A 20,976-nucleotide genomic window follows, 5' to 3' on the forward strand; every position below is an offset into this window, starting at 1 on the left:
ATTGCCGTGCCTGCCGCGCAGGGCTGCGGAGCGTCAGATCCCCGCCACGCCCCACAGCAGCAGCGCCACCAGCCCGACCAGCAGCAAGGCTGCGACAGCGGAGAGAGCGAGCGCTCGCCCGATGTCGGCGGGGGTGGCGCGGGCTCGGCCGTCGCCGATCCAGTTCTCGGTGATGACCACGCCGCCGTCGCGGTGCGGGCCGCCCAGCGCCAGCCCCAGCGCGCCGGCCATCGCGGCGATGGGCCAGCCCATGTTCAGCGACGGGTGCTTGCGCGCGTCACGGCCCAGTGCGCGGAGCGCGGCGCCGGCCTTGGCGGTGCCGATGAAGGGCGCGGCCAGCGCCAGCAGCAGACCGGCCAGCCGGGCGGGCAGGGCGTTCAGCGCATCGTCCAGCGTCGCCGCGGTCAGGCCGAAGCGGCCATGGCGGACGCCGGGGCTGCCCAGCGCGGCGTCGGCGCCGTCCAGCGCGGTCCAGACGAACAGGCCCGGCACGCCGAGCAGGGCATAGCCGAAGACCGGCGCCACCAGCTTGCGGTCGAAGGCGCGGGCGGCGGCCTCCACCGCGGCGCGGGCGATGCCGTGCTCGTCCAGGCCATAGACATGGCGGCGGGTCAGCGACTGGATCGCCTCCTGACCGGGAACAAGCCCACCGCTTTCCAGGGCGCGGCGTACCGCGCGGATGCGGGTCCAGGCGGCCCGGCCGCGCAGGCCGCAGAGCAGGGCCAGCAGTTCCACCATCCAGCCGCGGCCGATGGAGCCGATCCACTCGACCAGCAGCCCGGCCGCCACCGCGATCAGCACCAGCGCCAGCACCACCAGCGCCCCGCGGATCACCTGGGCCGACTTGCCCCGCTCCGCCCGGTTCAGCCGGGCATCGGCGGCGTTGCAGAATCGCCGCGCCAGCCCCGCCGGGTCGGGCAGGATGCGGTCCAGCCAGTCGCCGAACAGCGCGTCGATCCCAAGCGCCAGCAGCAGGAGCAGCAGCGGGCCGGGACCGCCGAAGGCCGAACCGAACATGAAGTCTCCGCGAAGTAGAGTCCGGCTGTCAGCGTGCGCCGGCTTGGCGCAGCAGGGTGCCGACGCGGGCGTTGCGGCTGTCCTGCGCCCAGTTCAGCGCGGTCCGGCCGGTGAAGTCGGAGCGGTCGACCTGCGCCCCGGCCTTCAGCAGCCGGTCCACCACGTCGGCCCGGCCGCTGCGGGCGGCGACCATCAGCGGGGTCATGCCCTCGCGGTTCTCCATGTCGACCTTGGCGCCCTTTTTCAGCAGCAGGTCGATCAGCTCCGGATTGCCGTTCTCCGCCGCGGCCAGCAGCGGCGTGTTGCCGGCCTTGTCGGCGCGGTTGACGTTGGCGCCGCTCTCCAGCAGCAGCTTGGCGATGGCCGGGCTGGAGCGGTCGACGGCGGCCAGCAGGGCGGTCTTGCCGTGGATGTCGGCCTGATTCGGGTTCTCGCCCCGCAACAGGGCGCCCTTCGTCTTGGCGACGTCGCCGTCATTGACCGCCTGCATCAGCCCGGTGTCCTGGAACAGGCTGATCTGGGCGAGGGCCGGGGCGGCGGAACCGGCGGACAGGCCGGCGGCGAACAGGGTGGCGAGCAGGAGCCGCTTCATGGCGGGTGTCCTTCCTTGACAGCAGGGGTGCCGGATACTAGCCAAAAGACGGGTGCTTTTGCCAGATCGGCATTCATCTCCAAGCCTGCTGCATCGACAGGTTGAAGCTCATGCTCCGCAATCCGCTGGCCCGCCACATCGCGCTGTTCCTTCTGGTGAAGGCCGTGCTGATCGGGTTGGGCCTGTGGTGGTTCCTGGGCGCCATACCGGAACCGCGCGGCACGGTGCTGCCGCCGGTCACATCATCGCGACCCTGAGCGGAACCTTGCCCCCGCTTTCCGGTTGGATCCGGATTGTTCGGACTTCCTGCGAAGCGAAGGGGTGGAGGCATGATCGAGAGCCGCGACCAGAACCCGACCACGATCGATTCCAGTGCCTGGACGGGCGACACCGGAAGCACCGGCACTGATGCCGCGGTGCGCGAGGCCGTGGCGGTCTTCGACAGCCGCGACGCCCTGCAGAGCGCCATCGACGACCTGACGCTGGCCGGATTCCAGCGCCACGAGCTGAGCGTGCTGGCCAATGACGAGACGATCCGCGAGCGTCTGGGCGGCGTGCCCGGCGATGTCGGCAGCCTCGCCCACGATCCCAACGCGCCACGCCAAGCCTACATTTCGCCGGAGGATGTCGGCAGCGGCAAGGGCGCCGCGGTCGGCTTCCCCGCCTATGTCGGGGCGATCATCGCCACTGGCGCGGTGCTGGCCACCGGCGGAACGGCGCTCGCTGCCGCTGCGGCCGCCGCCGCTGCCGGGGTGGGCAGCGGAGCGGCGGGGTCCTTCCTGTCGCAATGGATCACCGACAAGCGCAACGAGCCGATGCTGCAGCAGCTCGACAAGGGCGGCATCCTGCTGTGGGTGAATGTCGGCGACGCCGCGCGCGAACGCATCGCGCTGGAGGTCTTGAACCGCCACGCCGCCCATCCGGCCGAGGTCCACGAGGTTCGCCAGACCGGATCCGAGTGATCGCTCTGCGGATTGTCACCCCCGCCGGCCACGGCGGACCAGGGCGTCGGGGGTGAAATCCTGCGGCGTCAGCGGCGCGCCGAACACCGGCGGGGGCAGGCCGTTGTCCAGGCCGCGGGCGGTGTAGCGGTCGGTGGTCAGGTCGAAGGCGAACTCCACCGCCGGCACCAGGGCGGGGACCTGCCAATGCTGCACCGGGTGCGCCTCGGCGTAGCGCAGCAGGTCGCCCTTGCCGTCGTAATGCTCCGACGCCAGGATCTGCCAGCTGTCCTCGTCCAGGTAATAGGTGCGGTCGGGCAGGGCGTGCTGGAAATTCGGCTTCAGGCGGGCATCGACCACCCAGACCCGGTGCATCTCATAGCGCAGGAATTGCGGGTTGGGGTGCCCCGGCCACAGGATGTCCCGCATCGTCAGGCCGGGGTTGGACAGCCGGTAGGCGTTGTAGGGCATGTACATCTCGCGTCGCGTCACCAGCGTATAGTCGAAGCGGTCGAGCGCGCCGCTGAACATGTCCAGCATGTCGGCGGTGCAGATGCCGCCCGTCACCGGGTCCGGCGTGTCATAGGCGAAGTCGGGCGCCCGCACCACGCGGCCGCGCTCCCCCTCCCGCGCCCAGGCGTGGGTGCGCGCGGCGATGGGGTCGAGGGTCCCCTGCAGGATCAGGCTGCTGCCGGCCTGCTCCTTCGGTTCCAGGATGGTGCGGCGATAGAGCAGCGGCGGTGCCGCCATGTCGCCGTCGGCATAGGGGGAGGCGAACTCCTCCCGCAGCTTCGTCATCGAACGGCTGCCGTCGCCGGACTGGACCACGGTCAGGCTGGTGCGCGACACGCTGCCGCCGCGCCAGCGCAGCTTGTGGTTCCACATCGCCTGCACGCCGTTGGCCGGGATGGGAAAGGGCACGCCGACCGACGCATCGCGCAACGCCAGACCGTTTTCCCCCAAACCGGCGCGATCGGCGTTGGCGAGCGTGGCGTCATAGATCCGCTGCGGTGCGGCGGCGCTGCGGTGGCAGGGGAACAGCGCCAGTTCGAAGCTTTCCGGATATTTCGCCAGCAGCGCCTGCTGTCCGGCGGTCAGCCGGACCTTGTAGCGCTCGACATCGGCGGCGCCGACGGTGAACCAGCGGACATCCTCGATGTAGGGATCGGGCGGCGGGCGGCCGGGCACATAGCCGCGCGGCGCCTCGGTCAGGCCGCCGGTCCAGCGCGGGATCGCCCGCGTGCGGTTGCCGGCCTGTACCGCCCCGAAGGGGGTCAGCTCCTCCCCCAGCCGCGGCACGCCGACATCGGGCGGAGCGTCCTGGGCGAAGGCAGGCGGGGCGGCGGCCGTGGCGGCAGCCCCCAGCAGCAGGCCGAGAGCCTCCCGCCGGCCGGGCCGGAAATCGAGTCGGGAATCGGTCGGATCGTTCATGCCGGATCGCTCATGTCCTTAGCCGCTCCGTTCCGGCGAGATCCTGTTCGATGGCGCCGCAGGTCGCGGCGAAGCTGTCGCGCAGCCGGTCAGCCGCTTCCGCCAGCCGGTCGAGCGGAGCGCCTTCGGTGGCGGCCTGTTCCAGAAGGCGGGCCGCCTCCGCGAGCGGCTTGGCGCCGGCGTTGCGGGAGGAGCCCTTCAGATTGTGGGCGCAGGCCCGCACCCAGTCACGGTCGCCGTTGCCGAGCGCTGTCATAAGGTCGGCAAGCACGCCGCGGCCGATGGTGACGAAATCGTTCAGCAGCTCCGCCAGCATCGCCGCATCGCCGCCGCACAGCGCGCGCAGAGTGCCGAGATCGACCAAAGCGTCGCTGCCGGCGGTGGTCGGCGTCGTTGGTGCCGGCAAGGGCGTCACCACGGCGGCATCGGCCGGGGCCGGCGGCATCCAGCGGGCGAGCGTCACCGCCAGTTGCGACAGTTCCAGCGGTTTGCTCAGCACATCGTCCATGCCGGCTGCGCGGTAGCTCTCGATGTCGGCCGGTGCGGCGTTGGCGGTGATGGCGACGATGGGCAGGCGGTTGCCCGCGCCGGCCGACACCTCGCCGCTGCGGACCTGACGGGTCAGTTCGAACCCGTCGATCTCCGGCATCTGCACGTCGGTCAGCAGCATGGCGTAGCGGCGCCGGCCCTGCCGCATGGCGTCGAGCGCAGCCAGTGCCTCCGCCCCGCCCGGCGCCATCTCCGCGGCATAGCCCAGCGCCTGCAACTGCATCTGCAGGACCTTGCGGTTCACCGGGTTGTCTTCCGCCACCAGGATCAGCCGCCCCTGGGCCATCGCCTCCTCGACGCTGGGCGCCCCCTGGCCATTGGCAGAACCGGCCGTGCCGCGTCCGGCTTTGGTCGAGGACTGTGCCGTCGAGGAACGGTGGGGGTGGGTTTGGGCCGCCGGCTGGGAAGGGCACAGACGACCCGCGGCGATGGCCACCGCGCGCAGCACCACCAGCCGGCGCAGCGGCCGGCTCAGCACCATCGTGCCCGGCTCCGCCCCCCGCGTGCCGGGGAGGGAATCTGGACCAGGCTTCCCGCCGGTTTCGTGGCAGAGCAGGACCACCGGCGGCCGGGCCTCGCCGCTGCGGCGGCCCAACTCCTCCGGTGCGCAGGCGGCGGCGGGGATGTGCAGCGCCTCGTCGATGGCGACGACCCCGACGGCGCAGCCGGCCTCGCGCGCGATACGGGCCTGGGCCGCCAGTTCGGGCGGCGAGGCGGCGGGCAGCACGCGGGCGCCGGCCTGCTCCAGATAGCGGGCGAGGAAGCCGCGCTCCATGTCGTCGGGCACGCCCAGCAGAACCGTCAGCCCGTCCAGCCCGATGGCGTCCTGGCCGTCCTCCGCCGACGCCGGACCGGCGGCGCGGTCCATCGGCAGGCGCAGCCAGAAGGTGGAGCCTTCGCCGGGCTTGCTCTCCACCCCGATCTCGCCGCCCATCAGCGCCGCCAGCCGCCGGCTGATCGACAGCCCCAGCCCGGTGCCGCCGAAACGCCGGGTGGTGGAGCTTTCGGCCTGGGTGAAGGGCTGGAACAGGCGCTGGCACGAGGCCTCGGCGATGCCGATGCCGGTGTCGGACACGGCGATGCGCAGCATCGGCTCGGCCGCACTGTGTTGTGCGCCGGGCGGCTCCAGTTCGGCGCGCAGCACGACGCGGCCGGCTTCGGTGAACTTGATGGCGTTGCCGGCCAGATTGAACAGGATCTGGCGCAGCCGCACCGGATCGCCCAGCACCGCCTGTGGAATCGCCGGGTCCACATAGGTCAGCAGCGTCAGCCCCTTGGCCCCGGCGGCGGGCGCCAGCGTTTCCGCCACCCCTTCGACCAGGGCCGGCACCGACATCGCCACCCGCTCCAGATCCATCTTCCCGGCTTCGATCTTCGAGAAGTCCAGGATGTCGTCGATGATCCGCAGCAGGGCGTTGGCCGATTCGCGCATGGTGCCGACGGTGTCGCGCTGCTGCTCGTCCAGGCGGGTCCGTTCCAGCAGGCCCAGCATTCCCAGCACCCCGTTCATCGGCGTGCGGATCTCGTGGCTCATGGTGGCGAGAAAAGCGGATTTGGCCCTGGTCGCCTCCTCCGCCTGCTCGCGGCTCTCGCGCAACTCGCGCGTGCGCTCCGCCACCCGGGTTTCGATCGACTGGATCTGGTCGAAGGCGCGCAAGGCCGCGATCACCGCGGTGAACAGGCTTTCGGCCGACAGATCGGCCTTCGGCTTGTAGTCGTTGATGTCGTAATCGACGATCACGTCGCGCTGCGGCGCCTGTCCCGGCTGGCCGGTGCGCAGGATGATGCGGATGTCGCGGTTGCCCAGCTCGTCGCGGATCCAGCGCACCAGCTTCAGGCCGGAATCGTCCTCCTCCATCACCACGTCCAGCAGGATCACGGCGATGTCGCGCCGGTGTTCCAGCACGTTGCGGGCGTCCGCCGCAGTGAAGCTGCTGATGAGGTCCAGCCGCCGCCGCTGGAAGGTGACGTCGGCCAGCAGCAGTCCGGTCATGGAATGCACGTCGGACTCGTCGTCGACCACCAGGATCGGCCAGGGCGGTGCCGCCGGGTCGATGATGGCCGCACGGGCCGCCGCCACCGCGCCAAGCCCGGCCGCGGCACCGTCCGCCTCTTCGTCGGCGAACAGAATCTCGTCGTCGTCGTAGGCGCCGCTGCTCATGCGGGTTCCTTCTCCAGCGATACGGGCGTCGTTGTCGGGGACGAAGCGGTTGCTGCGGTCTTCGGGATGCGCAGCGTGAAGGTAGTTCCATCGCCGGGAACGCTGTCAACCGAGATCCGCCCGCCCAGCGACTGCGTCACCAGATTGAACACGATGTGCAACCCCAGCCCACTGCCGCCCGCGCCGCGCCTCGTGGTGAAGAAAGGCTCGAACACCTTCGGCAGGTTCTCCGTGGGGATGCCGACGCCGTCGTCGGCGAAGCGGATCTCCACCTCGCCGTCCGCCGTCTCGTCCACGTCGATGACCATGTGCCCCTTGCTGTCGGCCGGAAAGGCGTGGGTCAGCGCGTTCATCACCAGATTGGTCACCACCTGGCTCAGCGCGCCGGGGAAGCTGTCCATCACGATGCCCGGCGAACAGGCGATGGCGACCCGGTGGCGGCTCTTGCGCAGGGTGGGGCCGAGCGAGGTCACCACCTCCTCCAGATAGGCCAGCAGGTCGAAGCGGCGCCGCTCCTCGCTGGTCTGGTCGACGGCGACGCGCTTGAAGCTCTGGATCAGCTCGGCCGCGCGGGTCAGGTTCTGTTCGATCAGGCGGGAGGATTCGCCGGCGGTGGCGACATAGGCGGCGAGTTCGGACTTTTTCATCGTTCCGCCTTCGAACGCCTCGGCCAGCGTCGCGGTCCGCCCCGACAGGTGGGTGGCGCAGCCGAAGGCGATGCCGATGGGTGTGTTGATCTCGTGCGCGACGCCGGCGACCAGCAGGGCGAGCGAGGCCATCTTCTCCGCCTGGACCAGACTGGCCTGGGTCTCCTTCAGGTCGGCATAGGCGCGTTCCAGCTCCTGCATCGCATTGAAGATCTCCTCGGCCGAGCGCGCCTCCACCGTCACGTCGGTCAGGGTGCGGACGAAGCCCCCCTCCGGCAGCGGGTTGGTGCGCACCTCGACGATGCGGCCGTCGGGGCGGCGGCGCTTGAAGGTGAAGGGCTGGTCGATCATCCCCGCCGGCTCGCCCAGCGGGATCCCGAACTCGTCGTCGGACCCCGCTCCGGTGGCCGCCATACCCGCGTGCCCCATGCCGGCGCCCCCCAGGCCGGTTCCGAAACTCAGATACAGGTCGGGGTCGTCGCCCATCTCGCCGAATTCGCCCTGGCGGCGCTGGATCGCCACGATGTCGGCGAAGCGCGGGTTGCCCGACAGCACCTCCGGCGCGATGTTCAGCAGTTCCGCGGCGCGGCGGTTGGCCGTCACCACCCGCCCGTCGCCGTCGACCTTGATGATCCCCTGGTCGGTGTTGTCCAGCGTCACCTGCAGCACATTGCGTTCATGCGCCAGATCCAGCTCCGCCCGCACCCGTTCGGTGACGTCGGACATGGTTCCGGTCAGGCGCAGCGCGCGGCCGTTCGCGTCGCGCTGGGCGGTGGCGCGATCCTCGATCCAGGCCCATTGCCCGTCGCGCCGCCGCATGCGGTAGACGGCGGTGTAGGCCATGGCGTGATCGCGCAGGCGCCGCCGCGATTCGGCCATCACCCGTTCCGCCTCGTCCGGGTGCAGCAGCGAAGACCAGGTATCCGCCGTCATCGGCAATTCGCTGGAGCCATAGCCGAGCAGGGCGGGAAACTCCTTCGACCACCAATAATGCCCGGTGTGCAGGTCATAGTCCCAGACGGAGGAGCGGGTCGCGGTGATCGCCAGCGCCAGCCGCTGCTCGCTCTTGCGCAGGGCCGCCTCCTCCTGTCCCAGCCGGGCGAGCATCGCGTTGTAGGCCTGGATCACCCGGCCCAGCTCGTCGGCGGCACCCCAGTCCACCGGCTCGTGGCCGCCGCGCTCCGCTTCCAGGATGGAGGCGATCAGCCGCCCCAGCGGCCGACCGACCGTCAGCCGCAACGCCGCCAGCGCCGCCGCGATGGTGCCGGCCAGCATCAGCAGAAGCAGTGCGGCGGTGTTCATCACCTCCTGCCGCAGCTGTTCGCGCACGACGTCCTGGCTGTAATGCAGCGTGAGGGTGCCGACCTGGAGGTTCTGCACCCGGATCGTCCGGCGCTCGACAAGGGTATCGCCGCCGGCCCGGCAGTCCGATTCCGGCCAGACGAATTGCCCCTCCGCCAGATCGTCGCTGACCTCGACGCAGACCAGTTCGCGGTTGGCGCCGATGGCCTGAATGACGTTGCGGATCGCCGGGACGTCGAAGGTCCACAGGCTGTTGGTCAGCGCCGCCGCGTTGATGTCGGCGATGGCCGCCACCTTCTCCCGCAGCCCGGCCTGAAGATCCTTGTAGCGGTCGTAATAGAACAGGGCAGAGCACAGCGAGACGGCCACCACCAGACTCGGCACGAGGATCAGAAGGAACTTGGCCGATACCGTCGGGACACGACGCCACGCCTCAGCGATCCTGGTCATGCGTTGCCGTTCCGGAGGTTCTTGGTAAGGGCGGTTGGACGGGCGTGCGGACTGGGCGGGGCCCGGCGGTGGACGTCCGCGACTGGTGTATCTTCGAGCCGGCGATGCCGGTTCGGCACGCGGCGCGCGTGCCTTCCCGGATATGTTCTACTCCGTTGCGTACAACCCGTCCATGGGGGTGAATCCCGAGGCCGGCCATCGAAGCAATGTCGCAGTTCCGGGAAATACTGCGCAACCGCAGTATCGACACTTGAGACAAGGCGACGGAATGCACTACTGTGCATAAGCAATGTGCCTGGGTTTCGCGCGCATTCGTATGGATGCGGCCAAGGCTGCGGACCGGTTGAGGGGATTTATGGATTTCAAGACGACCAATACAGGCGATGCGACCGAAGTCAGGCTGACCGGCCGCCTGGAGTTCACCGACCATGACAAGCTGCACGAACTGGTGGAGCTGTTGGGGCAGACCAGCACACGGCGCTTCGTCCTCGACCTGTCTGTGCTGGAGTTCGTCGACTCCGCCGGTCTTGGCATGTTGCTGATCCTCCAGGAAGAGGCCGAGAGCCGCGAAATGAAGATGGTCATTCGCGGCCCGGCGGGAGACGTCAGGCGGTCGATTGAACTCGCGCGGCTGAGCGAGATCATCACCATCGAGCCCTGAGCGGCCGAATTCGAACCGCGGGACGGAGCGATCCAATCCCGCCCGCCTGCCGGTTTCCGTCCGATGGGAGTTTGCCGCATGGACGCCGCTCATCACGACCGCAGGGCCGAGCCTCCGGCCGAAGCGGCTTTGCGTGGCTTCAGCCTGCTGCGCGACCGGGTGCCTGCCGACATGGCCGCCCGCGTCCTTGCGCGCTTCTGCGGAACGGACCAGCAGCCGGGCGACGGTCCTGCGTCCCCGGACGCGCGGCCGGGGGAGCGCTCAGGCGAGCGGCCGAGCGAACATGTGGTGGAAACGCTGCTGATGGACCGGGCGGACCGCGACCGGCTGCGCGCCGCCTTCGACCGCGGCCCATTCCTGACGGTAGAGCTGGGTGAGGGTGCCGACGAGGCGGCGGCCCTGCTGGACGACTGGTCGGGCGCGCCGGCGGCGGACCATCCGGACCTGCCCGGATTCTATCTGTCGCTGACCACCGGTACCGCCTATGGCCTGCAATGCCCGGTGCTGGTCTGCGACGAGCTGGTGCGGCGCGGCGCGCTCGATCCGCAACGCCGCTCCAACGTGGAACTCTGCCTGCACGAGGCGGTCGCCAACGCCATCGTCCACGGCAACCTCGGCCTTTCCAGTGCAGTGAAGGGAGAGCCCGGCGGCTACCGCCGCTTCAGCGAGATGATGCGCGACCGGCTGGGCGATCCCGCCGTGGTGCGGCGGCGGCTGGACATCTTCTGCCGCTGGAACGAGCGCAGCATCGCCATCGCGGTGGTGGACCAGGGCGGCGGCTTCGACACCGAACTGGCTCCGGCCATCAGCGGCAACAAGGCGCGTTCGGGCCGCGGCTTCGTCTTCATGCGCACGCTGGCCTCACGGGTGACGGTGACCGATGGCGGGCGCTGCACCGTCCTGCAGTTCGAGCGCTGACGGAGCGTCCATGGCCGGGCCCGCCCTGTCGTTGTCGGACTGCCGCGTCCTGATCGTCGACGACAACGAATTCAACCGCAAATCCCTTGCCCTGGTGATCCGCCGCGCCGGCATCACCGACATCGCCTTCGCCGAGAACGGCCGGGAAGGGCTAGCGGCCGTCGACCGCTTCCGCCCCGACCTCGTCCTGCTCGATGTCGACATGCCGGTGATGAACGGCTGGCAGATGTGCGAGGCGCTGCGCCGCAACGCCACCCACCTGGAGCTTCCGGTGCTGTTCCAGACGGCGCTGGACAGCGACGAGGAGCAGGTACGCTGTTTCGAGGCCGGCGGCAGCGACTTCATCTCCAAGCCGATCAAGCCGGGCGAATGCGTGGCCCGCGTCCGCCACCAGTTGGAGAAGCGCAAGCTGTTCGGCGACCTTGCCGCCTTCCGCGAGCGGGTCCAGCGCGAGCTGTCGCATGCCCGCGCCATGCAGACCTCGCTTCTGCCGGAGAACCGCCGGCTGGCCGAGGTGGCCGACCGCTATGGCCTGACGCTGGATGCGCATTTCGAGACGTCGTCGGAACTGGGCGGCGATTTCTGGGGCCTCTACCCGCTGGGCGACCGGCGACTGGGGCTGCTGATGGTCGATTTCGCCGGGCACGGCATCACCGCGGCGATCAACACCTTCCGCCTGCACACGCTGATCGACCGTTTCCCGATGCAGCACATGGCGCCGTCGCAATGGCTGGTGCAGCTGAACGCCGCCCTGAAGGACGTGCTGCCGACGGGTCAGTTCGCCACCGCCTTCTTCGGCATCCTCGACCTTGCCATCGACACGCTGACCTTTGCCGCGGCGGGTTCGCCCAACCCGGTTCTGGGAACCCCGTCCGCCACCAGGGGGAACGCACCGGACATCCGCCTGCTCGACTCGGCGGGGCTGGTGCTGGGCGCCTCGCGCCGGGCGCAGTATGTCGACCAGAGCCATCGCCTGCCGCGCGGCGGCTTCCTGTTCCTGTACAGCGACGCCCTGATCGAATGCGGTGGTGAGGAGTGCGGCCCGCTGGGGCAGGACGCGGTGCCCGACTTCGTCCGCGACGGGCTGGCTCGCGACCGCCAGCGTCCGCTGCGCCCGATGATGGACAGCTTCTATGCCCGCACCAGCCTGCCGCTGCGCGACGATTTGACCGCCGTCTGGGTCGCCAGACGGGCGTGAGAGGGCGTGAGCTTTACGGCGCGAACTGCTCCTTCAGGATGCGTTCCTCGAAGTTCAGCTCAGGGTCGAACAGCAGGGTCAGACCGACGTCGCGGCATTCCTGTACCTCGACCCGCAGGACCTCGCGCACTTCGGTGAAGTCGGCGACGGCGCTGACCGGGCGCTTGGTCTCCTCCAGCACGTCGAAGCAGATGCGGGCGGCATGGGGAAGCAGGGCGCCGCGCCAGCGCCGCGGGCGGAAGGCACTGATCGGGGTCAGGGCCAGCACGCCGGCGTTCAGCGGCACGATCGGGCCATGGGCCGACAGGTTGTAGGCGGTGCTGCCGGCCGGCGTCGCCACCAGCGCGCCGTCGCAGATCAGCTCCGGCAGCCGGACCACCCCGTCGATGGTGATGCGCAGCTTCGCCGCCTGCCGCGTCTCGCGCAGAAGCGACACCTCGTTGATGCCCAGCGCCTCCACCCGTTCGCCGTTCACCCGTGTGGCCACCATACGCAACGGGTGCAGGTTGACATGCTGGGACGCGACGATGCGCTCGGCCAGATCCTCCTCGCGGTAGACATTCAGCAGGAAGCCGACCGACCCGCGGTTCATGCCGTAGACCGGCGTCGGCCGTTGGCGGTTGCGGGTCAGCGCCCGGTGCAGCGTTTCCAGCAGAAAGCCGTCGCCTCCCAGCGCGACGATCACGTCGGCCTCGTCCGCGGTGGCGTTGCCGTAGCGGTGGACCAGCCGGGTGCGGGCAGCCCGCGCCTCCTCCGTGTCGGCGCAGGCGAAGGCGATGCGCAGCGCGTCGGGCGCGGGCATCAGGGGAGCCTGCGCGTCGGCGGAATGGGGAAGGGCGGGCGCAGCGGCGGACTGCATGGCGACGGGATCGGTCATGCCGCGACCATAGCGCAGTCCGGCAGTCGCGCAAAAGTATCGCGCGGTGACGAGGCGATGCAAAAGAGCGCATCCACCTGTCGCACAACGAAAAAGGAGGCCGCGGACGGCCTCCTTTTTTACGATATGGAACGGATCGGCCGAGGTTACTCGACCATCTCCGACACCATCTCCTCGTCATCGTCGCCGGAGGTGCGCTTCGGCCGGTTGCCTTCGGCATAGTCGAAGGCCGGCTTGTCGTCCTTGACGGTGACCTTGACCAGACCGCCCTTGCTGAGCTTGCCGAACAGCAGCTCTTCCGCCAACGGCTTCTTGATGTACTCCTGGATCACGCGGCCAAGCGGGCGGGCGCCATAGAGCGGGTCGTAACCCTTCTTGCCCAGCCACTCGCGCGCCTCTTCGTTCAGTTCGATGGACACGCCGCGGTCTTCCAACTGCGCTTCCATCTGCATGATGAACTTGTCGACGACGCGGTTGATGACCTCCTGCGTCAGCGGCGCGAACGGGATGATCGCGTCGAGACGGTTGCGGAACTCCGGCGTGAACATCTTCTCGACCGCTTCGATATCCTCGCCGACCCGGCGGTCACGCTCGAAGCCGATGGCGGGCTTGGCCATGTCGGCGGCCCCGGCGTTCGAGGTCATGATCAGGATGACGTTGCGGAAATCGACGATCTTGCCGTTGTGATCGGTCAGCTTGCCGTGGTCCATGATCTGCAACAGGATGTTGAACAGATCCGGATGGGCCTTCTCGATCTCGTCCAGCAGCAGGACGCAGTGCGGGTGCTGGTCGATGGCGTCGGTCAGCATGCCGCCCTGGTCGAAGCCGACATAGCCCGGCGGGGCGCCGATCAGGCGCGACACCGTGTGCCGCTCCATATATTCGGACATGTCGAAGCGGGTCAGCTCGATGCCCAAGGTCATGGCGAGCTGGCGGGCCACCTCGGTCTTGCCGACACCGGTGGGGCCGGTGAACAGGTAGTTGCCGATGGGCTTCTCCGGCTCGCGCAGGCCGGCACGGGCCAGCTTGATCGCGGAGACCAGCGCGTCGATCGCCTTGTTCTGGCCGAAGACCATGGTCTTCAGGTCGCGCTCAAGGTTCAGCAGCGTTTCCTTGTCGTCGCGGCTGACCGACTTCGGCGGGATGCGGGCGATCTTGGCGACCACCGCCTCCACGTCCTTCACGCCGATCTTCTTGCGACGCTTGTTCTCCGGCAGCAGCATCTGCGCCGCACCGACCTCGTCGATGATGTCGATGGCTTTGTCGGGCAGCTTGCGGTCGCCGATATACTTGGCCGACAGCTCCACCGCGACGCGGATTGCGTCGTTGGTGTAGGTGACCTTGTGGTGCTTCTCGTAGTAGGGCTTCAGGCCTTGCAGGATCTTGATCGCATCCTCGACCGACGGCTCGTTGACGTCGATCTTCTGGAAGCGGCGGACCAGCGCCCGGTCCTTCTCGAAGTAGCTGCGGTATTCCTTGTAGGTGGTCGAGCCGATGCAGCGCAGCGAACCCGACGCCAGCGCCGGCTTCAGCAGGTTCGAGGCATCCATTGCACCGCCCGAGGTGGCGCCGGCGCCGATCACCGTGTGGATCTCGTCGATGAAGAGGATTGCCCCCTCCGTCGCCTCAAGCTCCGACACGACGGCCTTCAGCCGCTCCTCGAAATCGCCGCGATAGCGGGTGCCGGCCAGCAGCGAGCCCATGTCGAGCGCGAAGATGGTGGCGTTGCGCAGCACCTCCGGCACTTCCTGCTGGACGATGCGGCGGGCAAGGCCCTCGGCGATGGCGGTCTTGCCCACACCGGGGTCGCCGACGTAGAGCGGGTTGTTCTTCGACCGCCGGCACAGGATCTGGATGGTCCGTTCGACCTCCTGCTCCCGGCCGATCAGCGGATCGATCTTCCCGCCGGACGCCTTCTTGTTCAGGTTGACACAATACGCCTCTAGCGCTTCGCTGCCTTTTTTCACGACCTTCTCCGCCGCCGCCTCGTCGTCAGCGCCCGAGACACGCTTTGTTTCCGAGCGGCCCGGAGCCTTCGCGATTCCGTGAGAGATGTAGTTGACCGCATCGAACCGGGTCATCTCCTGCTCCTGCAGGAAATAGACCGCGTGGCTCTCGCGTTCAGAGAACAAGGCAACGAGCACATTTGCTCCCGTCACCTCCTCACGTCCCGACGACTGGACGTGGATGGCCGCACGCTGCAGAACCCGTTGGAAACCAGCCGTCGGCTTGGCATCATCAGGCCTGTTCGTGATAAGGTTCGCCAGTTCGTTGTCGAGGTAATCCGACAGTTCCGCGCGCAGACGGTCGAGGTCGATCCCGCAAGCGCGCAAGACGGCGGTAGCATCGGAGTCTTCGGTCAACGCGAGCAAAAGATGTTCGAGCGTCGCGTATTCATGCCTGCGCTCGTTCGCGTGGGCCAGGGCTCGGTGCAGCGTCTGTTCCAGGTTACGCGACAGCATGTGTGGGTCTAATCCTTTTCTAACGTGCATTGCAGCGGATGCTGGTGCTGGCGCGCAAAGTCCATCACCTGCGTGACTTTCGTCTCCGCCACCTCGTAGGTGAACACGCCGCACAACCCCACACCCCGCCGGTGCACATGCAGCATGATCTGGGTCGCTTCCTCCCGCGATTTGCTGAAGAAGCGTTCGAGAACGAGAACGACGAACTCCATCGGAGTATAATCGTCGTTCAACATCAAGACCTTATACATCGACGGCTTTTTGGTCTTTGGCTTGGCCTTTACGACCACGCCGCTGTTCGTGCCGTCGTTGCCCTGCTTGTCAGAGTCGGCCATGGTCCCAGTCGAATGTCATCGCGATGCACTGTCACTGTGAATGATATGGTCATTTCGGGCGCGGTGGGAAGGGGCCGTTTTCGGTCTCCCTCCATTTGGCAGACCCTCCTTTGGTCCGGTCGGCCGTCCGATACCCCGAAATAGGAGACACCCCTTCCGGTTGGGCCGCAATCGGCGGGAAACCCTAAGTCTTTGTGCGGTATCGCCAGAACATGGGGCCAGGGCAGGTGGACCAGGGCAGGGGGCCTTCCGGACGCAAAAACGGCCCGGCACCCCTGTGCGGGATGCCGGGCCGCTGCGATGCGGTCGGTCAGGTGGGCATGGGATGCCCGCCGGTCAAGCCGGGAGGATCAAATCCCGGCCCGTGGGCGCCAGTCAGGCGGCGACCTGCTTCTTCGACAGGACCTCGACCGTGGCGTTGACGCGGGCGCTCAGCGGAGCCAGCGCCTCGTTGGCGACCTTGACGGTCAGCTCCTGCAGCTTGGTGCTCTCGGACACGAAGGCGTCGAGGCTGGCCTTGGTGTAGGCCTTCTGCAGTTCGACCAGTTCCTGGATCGTCTTCACCGCCAGCATGGACTTGGCGTTCGACACACCCTTCTCCAGCGAGGACTGGGTGAAGGCGGCGACCTGCTTGCCGGCCTCTTCTGCGCCCTTGGCGACGACGGTGCCGGACTGCACGAACGCGTCGACATTCCCCTTGGTGAGGGCGGTCAGCTCCTCATAGCCCTTCATCACCTGGGCGGAGGCCTTTTCCATCTGCTCCTGCTGGGCCTTCACGAGGCCTTCCAGGTTCTGCTTGGCGGTGGCGATGGCGTCTTCGACGGACTTGGTGACGGCGGCGATCTGGTCGGACATGGCTATGCTCCTCGCGCTCTCTCAGGGGTCAACCGCGCGGCCCCGACGATGCGGCGACCGGGCGCGGAGTGGGTTGAGGCCCTCGGACCCCGAAGGACCGGGCGCCCGAGATATGTTGCACTGCAACATGAGCAGAATGTAGGGAAACCCAGGCGCGGAGTCAATGGGTATTGTGCACTGCACAAAAGTCGCCGGCGTGCATTGGACGGAGCCCGGAACGCAAAACGGCCCGGCAACCGTATGGGGGTTGCCGGGCCGTCTGCGGGGCCGGGGGCCGGGGCTGAACCCCGGCCGTCAGGTCTCGTCCAATCGGGCCGATCAGGCGGCGAGCGGCTTGGAGAAGGTCTCCACCGTCGCGGTGACGCGGGCGTTCAGCGGGGCCAGCGCCTCGTTGGTGACCTTGGTGGTCAGCTCCTGCAGGCGGCTGGTCTCGGCCAGCATCGCGTCGAAGCTCGACTTCAGGAAATCGTTCTGCAGCTCAACCATTTCCTGCAGGGACTTGGCGGTCAGCAGGGCCTTGCCGGTGGTGATGGACTTGTCCAGCGCCGACTGGCCATAGGCGACGACCTCGCGGCCCAGATCCTCGGCGCCCTTGGCGGCGATGGTGCTGCTGGCGATCAGCGCCTCGACATTGGCCTTACCGGTGGCCTGCAGGTCCTCATAGCTCTTCAGCAGCTGGGCGGCAGTCTTCTCGAACTGCTCCTTGGCGGCGGTCGCGGTCTGCTCGAACTGCTTGACCGTCTGCTCCTGACCGGCCTTCACCAGACCTTCGTACTGCTCCTTGGCCTGGGCGGCGACGTTCTCGAGCGACTTCGGCGTAAACTGGTTCATGACGCGCGTTCCTTCCTGGCAGATGCCGGCGTATGGAGAGTGGGCCCGCCGCAAAGCGTGGCGCGGAGCCGGCCGGCAGCGGTGTGCGTTGCGTTTTTACGTTGTGCAGCCGTTGTCACGGTTTTCCAGGCGACCCCGGGCCAGCCCCGAAAATGCTGCACTGCAATATAAGGGTTTTATGGGCTAAGCACTGCGCGGTGTCAACAGTCCGTTCGGCGGGTATGCGGCGTACTCCGTTGTGCCGATCTTACCCCGAAAGCGTGAAATTCCTGTGACGCCAAAGCCGCCTTCGTTGTGGACGGAGGCGGCGGTCGCGGAAGCGGCGGCAAGTCTTCGACGGAGCCTGTCCTTAACGAAGACTTTACCGGCGCTGGGACAAGTGTAGCGTGGCCGTGGAGGGGATTCGCCTCGGCCATTGGTCAGGTGCGGCGCTTGGACGCGGCGCGTCGGACCATCCCTTCGTCAGGCCGCATCTTCGGGACCATTTCGACCATGACCTATTGCCTTGGCATCAAGACCCGCGACGGCCTGATCGGTCTGTCGGACGGCCGGATCACCAGCGGATCGCAACTGTCGTCGGCCCGCAAGGTGACGATGATGGGCAGCGGCGGCGACCGCTTCTTCATCATGAACTCCGGCCTGCGCAGCGTTCGCGACAAGACGCTGGCCTATCTGCGCCGCGACATGCAGAAGCGCCGGGGCGAGGCCTATGCCACCATGCTGGACGCGGTGTCGGCCTTCACCACCTGCCTGCGGCAGGTCGCCGCGGAGGATCGGGAGTCGCTGGAGGCGTCCAAGCTCCACTTCAACCTGCACGCCATCATCGGCGGCCAGCTTGCCGAGGACCGCGAACCCTCCATGTTCCTGGTCTATCCGGAGGGCAACTGGATCGAGGTGGACGAACGCACGCCCTACCTGTCGATCGGCGCCACCGCCTACGGCAAGCCGATCCTGGATCGCGCGCTGACCTACGGCACCGACATGCAGACGGCGCTGAAGCTGGCCTATCTGTCCTTCGACAGCACCCGCTTCTCCACCAACGACGTCGGCTTCCCCATCGACATGGTGTCCTACCATGCGGAGTCGCGCAGCTGGCGCCAGTCGAACTATGACTATGATGATCTCAGCGAACAGCGCCAGTGGTGGAACCGCAACCTGACGGAACTGGCCCGCCGCATGCCGGACGGCCCCTGGGTCGAGACGCTGGTCCCGGAAGAGATGCGTCCGCGCCAACCGGCCGAAGAGGCGGTCTGAAAGGGCGGCGGCCTGGCTAGCGATCAGTTCCCCGGAAGGGCGCTCAGCAGCAGCGCCCCGAAGGGGGCGGTCGGGCCAACCAACCCATCCCGTCCGACCTGAATCTCGAAGAACACCCCGCCGTCGGCCAGTTGGCCGGAGGAGGGCAGGGTGCGTGGCGCGTCGTCGGGGTCCGGCAGGCCGGGGAAGGCGACGCCGGTCGGGTCGAGTCCGCGCAGAAGCTCGGGGAAACGGGCGTCGGTGAAGCGGCTGGACGGGTAGGGAAAGGCGGTGAAGAACCACTGCCCGGCACGGCAGCCGTTGATCAGCCAATAGAAACCGTTGGACGGCAGCCGCAGCCCCTGGGGAGGCGGGTCGAACGCCCCGTCGTCGCGCAGGCGGCCGATGAAGTTGTCATATTGCGCCGCGGTCAGCTGCAGGGTCGCCGTGCGGCCGCGCGCCGCGGAGAACGGGTCGGTCAGCGTCATGCGGGCGAGGTCGGTCGCCTCGATCACATGCGCCTCCACCGCGGCGCCGCCGCGGTCGGGATCGCCGACGACGTCATAGGTGCGCACGTGCCGATTATAGTCGGCGTTGAAGATCAGGCGGAAGCGGTCGGCACCGTCCTTGCCGCAGCGCGACCGCAGATCGTCGCCGTTGAGATAGCTGAACCAGGTCAGCTTACGCGCCAGCGGATTGTCGGTCGGTCCCACCGAGCCGCAGCCGGCGAGCGCCAGCAGGGAGGCGGCCATGGCCGCCGCCATCGCCCCCCGCGCGAAACGCCGGGCCAGGCCATGGCGGAAAAGAGTGGCCGGAACGGTTCTTTGATGACCACGACTCATTGTCGCTTGCCTCGCGTCTGCGGCCCCTGGTAGGTGGAGAAGAAAGGGCGCTGCGGCAAGCCCCGGATGGCGGGCTTCGGCCTGTCGGATGGCGCCGGTAACCCGTCTGCCCCCTGCCGTAACCCTTCCGCTGTGCCGTGTCCGCCGTTCCTTTCCCTCGTCATGCAGGACCCGCAATTTTGGCCACAGAAACTGCGAAAAGCCAAAGCAGTAAATTAACGAATTCATGCTAGACACTGATTTCGCACGAATTTACCATTGAACCAAGCACCAGGATCTAGCGGTTGGCGGGGCCATCATGAGTGTAACGCGCAGCACCGTTCGTAACGGATTGTTTCCGTTCGCCTTTCGCGCGGCGGACACGAACGGGGGGCGGAGTTCGGCGGGTGTGGGTCGCCATTTGTTCGCGGCCGCCGCGCTGCTGGGCATGGTGGCCGCCGGGTCCGGCCTGTCCGCCGCCGAGGCGCTGGCGGCAAAGGCCGCGGCCATCGTCGTCGATGCCCGCACCGGGCAGGTGCTGATCGATCAGGATGCCGATGCGATCACCTATCCGGCGTCCCTGACCAAGATGATGACCCTGTACCTGACCTTCGACGCGCTGGACGACGGTCGCCTGACCCTCGACCAGCAGTTGCCGGTCTCGTCCTGGGCGGAGAGCATGTCGCCGACCAAGCTGGGCCTGCGCGCCGGCCAGACCCTGAAGGTGGAGACGGCGATCCTCGGCCTCGTCACCAAGTCGGCCAACGACGCCGCGGTGGTGCTGGCGGAGGCGCTGGGCGGCACCGAGTCGCGCTTTGCCGAGATGATGACCCGCAAGGCCCGTGAAATCGGCATGCGCCACACCGTCTACCGCAACGCCTCCGGCCTGCCGAACATGGAGCAGGTGACGACCGCCCGCGACTACGCGATGCTGTCCCGCGCGCTGATGCGCGACCATGCCAAGTACTACCCCTATTTCAGCCGCCGCAACTTCGCATATGGCGGCCGCACCCTGGCCAACCACAATCACCTGATGTCCCGCTACGAAGGGATGGACGGAATCAAGACCGGCTATACCGTCGCGTCCGGCTTCAACCTCGCCGCCTCGGCGGTGCGGGACGGGCGGCGTCTGGTCGGCGTTGTGCTGGGCGGCAAGTCGGCGGTATCGCGCGACAACAAGATGGCGGCCCTGCTCGATCAGGCCTTCGGCCGGCCCAGCCGGGGCAACGAGGACGCGCCGGTGGTGGCGAGCCTCGACACCACGCGCTCCGACGCCATCGACGGCGAGGGGGATGACGATGAAGAGCCGGTGGTGAAGGCCAAGCCGGTTCGCGCCTCCCTGCAGACGGCGGCGATCCCGGTCGCGGCTCCGAAGGAAGAGAAGGCGAGCCGCGGCAGCGCCTCTTCGCACTGGGGCGTCCAGGTCGGCGCCTTCTCCAGCAAGGCGGCCGGCAACAAGGCGGTGAGCCAGGCCGTCAAGCAGGCGCCGTTCCTGCTGCGAACGGCCAAGCCCAGCGTCGTGCAGGCGAAGACCGGCAAGGAGACCGTCTACCGTGCCCGCCTGACCGGACTGGACGAGAAGGACGCCCGCAAGGCCTGCGCCGTTCTGACCAAGCACGGCCACCACTGCGTCGCCGTGTCGCCGGGCGAGCGGGGCTGACGACGGCAGCGGCGGGCAGCCGCGGACGGCCGGGC

18 protein-coding genes are annotated in these 20,976 nt (G+C 68.2%); 7 read left to right on the forward strand and 11 right to left on the reverse strand.

What is annotated here, in order from left to right:
* Positions 1–33 precede the first annotated feature (33 nt).
* Together TSO5_RS22430 and TSO5_RS22435 are read right to left on the reverse strand one after the other, a co-directional pair.
* Positions 34–1,017, reverse strand: a complete 984-nt coding sequence (locus TSO5_RS22430; protein WP_109153710.1) for a CobD/CbiB family cobalamin biosynthesis protein — start codon at positions 1,015–1,017, stop codon at positions 34–36.
* A gap of 28 nt (positions 1,018–1,045) precedes the next feature.
* Positions 1,046–1,609 carry an ankyrin repeat domain-containing protein gene (locus TSO5_RS22435; protein ID WP_109153711.1) on the reverse strand — a complete coding sequence of 188 codons (564 nt, stop codon included), beginning with the start codon at positions 1,607–1,609 and terminating at the stop codon, positions 1,046–1,048.
* A gap of 110 nt (positions 1,610–1,719) precedes the next feature.
* Here TSO5_RS22435 and TSO5_RS33010 point away from each other — a divergent pair, with 110 nt between their 5' ends.
* Entirely contained in the window at positions 1,720–1,866 is a 147-nt protein-coding gene (locus TSO5_RS33010; RefSeq protein WP_199230982.1) for a hypothetical protein, read from the forward strand.
* A gap of 72 nt (positions 1,867–1,938) precedes the next feature.
* The gene (locus TSO5_RS22440; RefSeq protein ID WP_109153712.1) at positions 1,939–2,571 is read left to right on the forward strand and encodes a general stress protein; all 633 of its coding nucleotides are present in this window, start codon (positions 1,939–1,941) and stop codon (positions 2,569–2,571) included.
* Between the two features lie 15 nt (positions 2,572–2,586).
* On the opposite strand, the gene TSO5_RS22445 is transcribed toward TSO5_RS22440, so the two are convergent.
* From TSO5_RS22445 to TSO5_RS22455, 3 genes are read right to left on the reverse strand one after another with little or no spacing between them, the layout of a single operon-like run.
* Positions 2,587–3,981 carry a DUF1329 domain-containing protein gene (locus TSO5_RS22445; protein WP_109153713.1) on the reverse strand — a complete coding sequence of 465 codons (1,395 nt, stop codon included), beginning with the start codon at positions 3,979–3,981 and terminating at the stop codon, positions 2,587–2,589.
* Between the two features lie 10 nt (positions 3,982–3,991).
* Entirely contained in the window at positions 3,992–6,691 is a 2,700-nt protein-coding gene (locus tag TSO5_RS22450) for an ATP-binding protein (RefSeq protein WP_109153714.1), read from the reverse strand.
* On the reverse strand, positions 6,688–9,090 hold the full coding sequence (locus TSO5_RS22455) for an ATP-binding protein (RefSeq protein ID WP_109153715.1): 2,403 nt from the start codon (positions 9,088–9,090) through the stop codon (positions 6,688–6,690). Before TSO5_RS22455 ends, TSO5_RS22450 begins: the two co-directional genes overlap by 4 nt.
* A 355-nt stretch (positions 9,091–9,445) precedes the next feature.
* Between TSO5_RS22455 and TSO5_RS22460 the strand changes: the two genes are divergently transcribed.
* The 3 genes from TSO5_RS22460 (at position 9,446) to TSO5_RS22470 (ending at position 11,867) form a co-directional block, all read left to right on the forward strand.
* Entirely contained in the window at positions 9,446–9,751 is a 306-nt protein-coding gene (locus TSO5_RS22460; protein WP_109153716.1) for an STAS domain-containing protein, read from the forward strand.
* Between the two features lie 78 nt (positions 9,752–9,829).
* The gene (locus TSO5_RS22465) at positions 9,830–10,669 is read left to right on the forward strand and encodes an ATP-binding protein (protein WP_247870899.1); all 840 of its coding nucleotides are present in this window, start codon (positions 9,830–9,832) and stop codon (positions 10,667–10,669) included.
* A gap of 10 nt (positions 10,670–10,679) precedes the next feature.
* Positions 10,680–11,867: a fused response regulator/phosphatase gene (locus TSO5_RS22470; RefSeq protein ID WP_109153718.1), complete on the forward strand. Its 1,188-nt coding sequence runs from the start codon at positions 10,680–10,682 to the stop codon at positions 11,865–11,867.
* Positions 11,868–11,880: 13 nt separating this feature from the next.
* Here TSO5_RS22470 and TSO5_RS22475 read toward each other — a convergent pair whose 3' ends face one another.
* From TSO5_RS22475 to phaP, 5 genes are all read right to left on the reverse strand, one after another.
* On the reverse strand, positions 11,881–12,669 hold the full coding sequence (locus TSO5_RS22475; RefSeq protein ID WP_109153729.1) for an NAD kinase: 789 nt from the start codon (positions 12,667–12,669) through the stop codon (positions 11,881–11,883).
* A gap of 221 nt (positions 12,670–12,890) precedes the next feature.
* Positions 12,891–15,206: an ATP-dependent Clp protease ATP-binding subunit ClpA gene (clpA, locus tag TSO5_RS22480; protein WP_109075459.1), complete on the reverse strand. Its 2,316-nt coding sequence runs from the start codon at positions 15,204–15,206 to the stop codon at positions 12,891–12,893.
* Positions 15,207–15,214: 8 nt separating this feature from the next.
* The gene (gene clpS, locus TSO5_RS22485) at positions 15,215–15,541 is read right to left on the reverse strand and encodes an ATP-dependent Clp protease adapter ClpS (RefSeq protein ID WP_063633957.1); all 327 of its coding nucleotides are present in this window, start codon (positions 15,539–15,541) and stop codon (positions 15,215–15,217) included.
* Positions 15,542–15,916: 375 nt separating this feature from the next.
* Entirely contained in the window at positions 15,917–16,396 is a 480-nt protein-coding gene (locus TSO5_RS22490) for a phasin family protein (RefSeq protein ID WP_109153719.1), read from the reverse strand.
* 318 nt (positions 16,397–16,714) lie between these two features.
* Entirely contained in the window at positions 16,715–17,227 is a 513-nt protein-coding gene (phaP, locus tag TSO5_RS22495) for a TIGR01841 family phasin (RefSeq protein WP_109153720.1), read from the reverse strand.
* Between the two features lie 492 nt (positions 17,228–17,719).
* Between phaP and TSO5_RS22500 the strand changes: the two genes are divergently transcribed.
* Positions 17,720–18,481 carry a peptidase gene (locus tag TSO5_RS22500; protein WP_109153721.1) on the forward strand — a complete coding sequence of 254 codons (762 nt, stop codon included), beginning with the start codon at positions 17,720–17,722 and terminating at the stop codon, positions 18,479–18,481.
* Positions 18,482–18,504: 23 nt separating this feature from the next.
* Here the strand turns inward: TSO5_RS22500 and TSO5_RS22505 are convergent, their stop codons facing one another.
* The gene (locus tag TSO5_RS22505; protein WP_109153722.1) at positions 18,505–19,212 is read right to left on the reverse strand and encodes a hypothetical protein; all 708 of its coding nucleotides are present in this window, start codon (positions 19,210–19,212) and stop codon (positions 18,505–18,507) included.
* A gap of 478 nt (positions 19,213–19,690) precedes the next feature.
* Between TSO5_RS22505 and TSO5_RS22510 the strand changes: the two genes are divergently transcribed.
* Entirely contained in the window at positions 19,691–20,941 is a 1,251-nt protein-coding gene (locus tag TSO5_RS22510) for a D-alanyl-D-alanine carboxypeptidase family protein (protein ID WP_109153723.1), read from the forward strand.
* Positions 20,942–20,976 lie beyond the last annotated feature (35 nt).

This window comes from Azospirillum sp. TSO5, assembly GCF_003116065.1.
Taxonomy (GTDB): Bacteria; Pseudomonadota; Alphaproteobacteria; order Azospirillales; family Azospirillaceae; genus Azospirillum.

Excerpts from the sequence above, each read along its gene's own strand:
- TSO5_RS22500 (WP_109153721.1), top strand. The coding sequence starts at position 17,720 with ATGACCTATTGCCTTGGCATCAAGACCCGCGACGGCCTGATCGGTCTG.
- TSO5_RS22440 (WP_109153712.1), top strand. The coding sequence starts at position 1,939 with ATGATCGAGAGCCGCGACCAGAACCCGACCACGATCGATTCCAGTGCC.
- TSO5_RS22490 (WP_109153719.1), bottom strand. The coding sequence starts at position 16,396 with ATGTCCGACCAGATCGCCGCCGTCACCAAGTCCGTCGAAGACGCCATC.
- clpS (WP_063633957.1), bottom strand. The coding sequence starts at position 15,541 with ATGGCCGACTCTGACAAGCAGGGCAACGACGGCACGAACAGCGGCGTG.
- TSO5_RS33010 (WP_199230982.1), top strand. The coding sequence starts at position 1,720 with ATGCTCCGCAATCCGCTGGCCCGCCACATCGCGCTGTTCCTTCTGGTG.
- clpA (WP_109075459.1), bottom strand. The coding sequence starts at position 15,206 with ATGCTGTCGCGTAACCTGGAACAGACGCTGCACCGAGCCCTGGCCCAC.
- TSO5_RS22445 (WP_109153713.1), bottom strand. The coding sequence starts at position 3,981 with ATGAACGATCCGACCGATTCCCGACTCGATTTCCGGCCCGGCCGGCGG.
- TSO5_RS22460 (WP_109153716.1), top strand. The coding sequence starts at position 9,446 with ATGGATTTCAAGACGACCAATACAGGCGATGCGACCGAAGTCAGGCTG.
- TSO5_RS22430 (WP_109153710.1), bottom strand. The coding sequence starts at position 1,017 with ATGTTCGGTTCGGCCTTCGGCGGTCCCGGCCCGCTGCTGCTCCTGCTG.
- TSO5_RS22470 (WP_109153718.1), top strand. The coding sequence starts at position 10,680 with ATGGCCGGGCCCGCCCTGTCGTTGTCGGACTGCCGCGTCCTGATCGTC.
- TSO5_RS22435 (WP_109153711.1), bottom strand. The coding sequence starts at position 1,609 with ATGAAGCGGCTCCTGCTCGCCACCCTGTTCGCCGCCGGCCTGTCCGCC.
- TSO5_RS22465 (WP_247870899.1), top strand. The coding sequence starts at position 9,830 with ATGGACGCCGCTCATCACGACCGCAGGGCCGAGCCTCCGGCCGAAGCG.
- TSO5_RS22475 (WP_109153729.1), bottom strand. The coding sequence starts at position 12,669 with ATGCCCGCGCCCGACGCGCTGCGCATCGCCTTCGCCTGCGCCGACACG.
- TSO5_RS22450 (WP_109153714.1), bottom strand. The coding sequence starts at position 6,691 with ATGAGCAGCGGCGCCTACGACGACGACGAGATTCTGTTCGCCGACGAA.
- TSO5_RS22505 (WP_109153722.1), bottom strand. The coding sequence starts at position 19,212 with ATGGCCGCCTCCCTGCTGGCGCTCGCCGGCTGCGGCTCGGTGGGACCG.
- phaP (WP_109153720.1), bottom strand. The coding sequence starts at position 17,227 with ATGAACCAGTTTACGCCGAAGTCGCTCGAGAACGTCGCCGCCCAGGCC.
- TSO5_RS22455 (WP_109153715.1), bottom strand. The coding sequence starts at position 9,090 with ATGACCAGGATCGCTGAGGCGTGGCGTCGTGTCCCGACGGTATCGGCC.